The sequence below is a fragment of the Paracoccus sigandri genome (genome assembly GCF_003709565.1).
GTDB lineage: Bacteria > Pseudomonadota > Alphaproteobacteria > Rhodobacterales > Rhodobacteraceae > Paracoccus > Paracoccus siganidrum.
In genome coordinates this window covers 1-928 of sequence record NZ_QNRC01000106.1, presented here as the reverse complement: position 1 = coordinate 928, position 928 = coordinate 1, and the positions used below count along the sequence as shown (strand labels likewise).

Genomic DNA, 928 nt, shown 5'->3' with positions numbered 1-928 from the left:
CGATAGCATTTCGAGAAATGCGACGGGCTTGAGAAGCCGGATGCGAGGGCGACCTCGATGACGGACATCTCGGTCTGCATCAGCAGGTTGCGGGCGCGGGCCAGGCGGGTCTCCATGTAATAGCGCTTGGGGCTGCGGTTCAGGTAGCGGCGGAACAGCCGCTCCAGCTGGCGGGTGGACATGCCGGCATCGGCGGCCAGCTGGGCGGGGCTGACCGGGTCCTCGAGGTTCGCCTCCATCCGGGCGATCACCGCGGCCAGGCGCGGGTGGCGCACGCCGATCCGGGTCGGGATCGACAGCCGCTGGTGGTCCTGGTCGCTGCGGATCGCGGTGTGCAGCATCTGGTCGGCGACCTCCGAGGCCACCGCCTCGCCCTGGGCCTGGGCGATCAGGTGCAGCAGCAGGTCGATCGAGGAGGTCCCGCCCGCCGCGGTCAGCCGGTTGCCGTCATTGACGAAGACCGAGCGGTAGAGGTCGACCTCGGGGAAGGCCTCGGCGAATCCGTCGTGGTTTTCCCAGTGGATGGTGGCCTTGCGCCCGTCCAGCAGCCCCGCCTCGGCGATGACCCAGGCGCCGGTGCAGACGCCGCCGATGGTGGCGCCGCCGCGGGCCTGGCGGCGCAGCCAGTTCAGCACCGGGCGGGTGGCGCGGCTGGCGATATTGGTGCCGCCGCAGACGATGACCACGTCGTCGCGGCCGACCGGGGGGCCGGCTTCCAGCCCGCCGTCCAGCACGACGCGCGCGCCGTTCGAGCAGGTGGCCAGATCGCCCGCCGGCCCGACCAGCCGCCATTCGTAATGCGGCCCGCCCTCGGCGCGGTTGGCCAGCCGCAGGGGCTCGATCGCGGCGCTGAAGGGCAGCATCGTGAAGCTGTCCAGCAGAAGGAAGGTGAAGCGGCGGGGCTTGACGGATGGCATGGGGCTGTCTC

At 71.3% G+C, this 928-nt stretch carries 1 protein-coding gene; it reads right to left on the bottom strand.

What is annotated here, in order from left to right; genetic code table 11:
* Window positions 1-917, bottom strand: a 917-nt coding sequence (locus tag C9E82_RS23945) for a GlxA family transcriptional regulator (protein ID WP_147393207.1), incomplete at its 3' end; no start/stop codon positions are given.
* Between the last annotated feature and the right edge of the window lie 11 nt (window positions 918-928).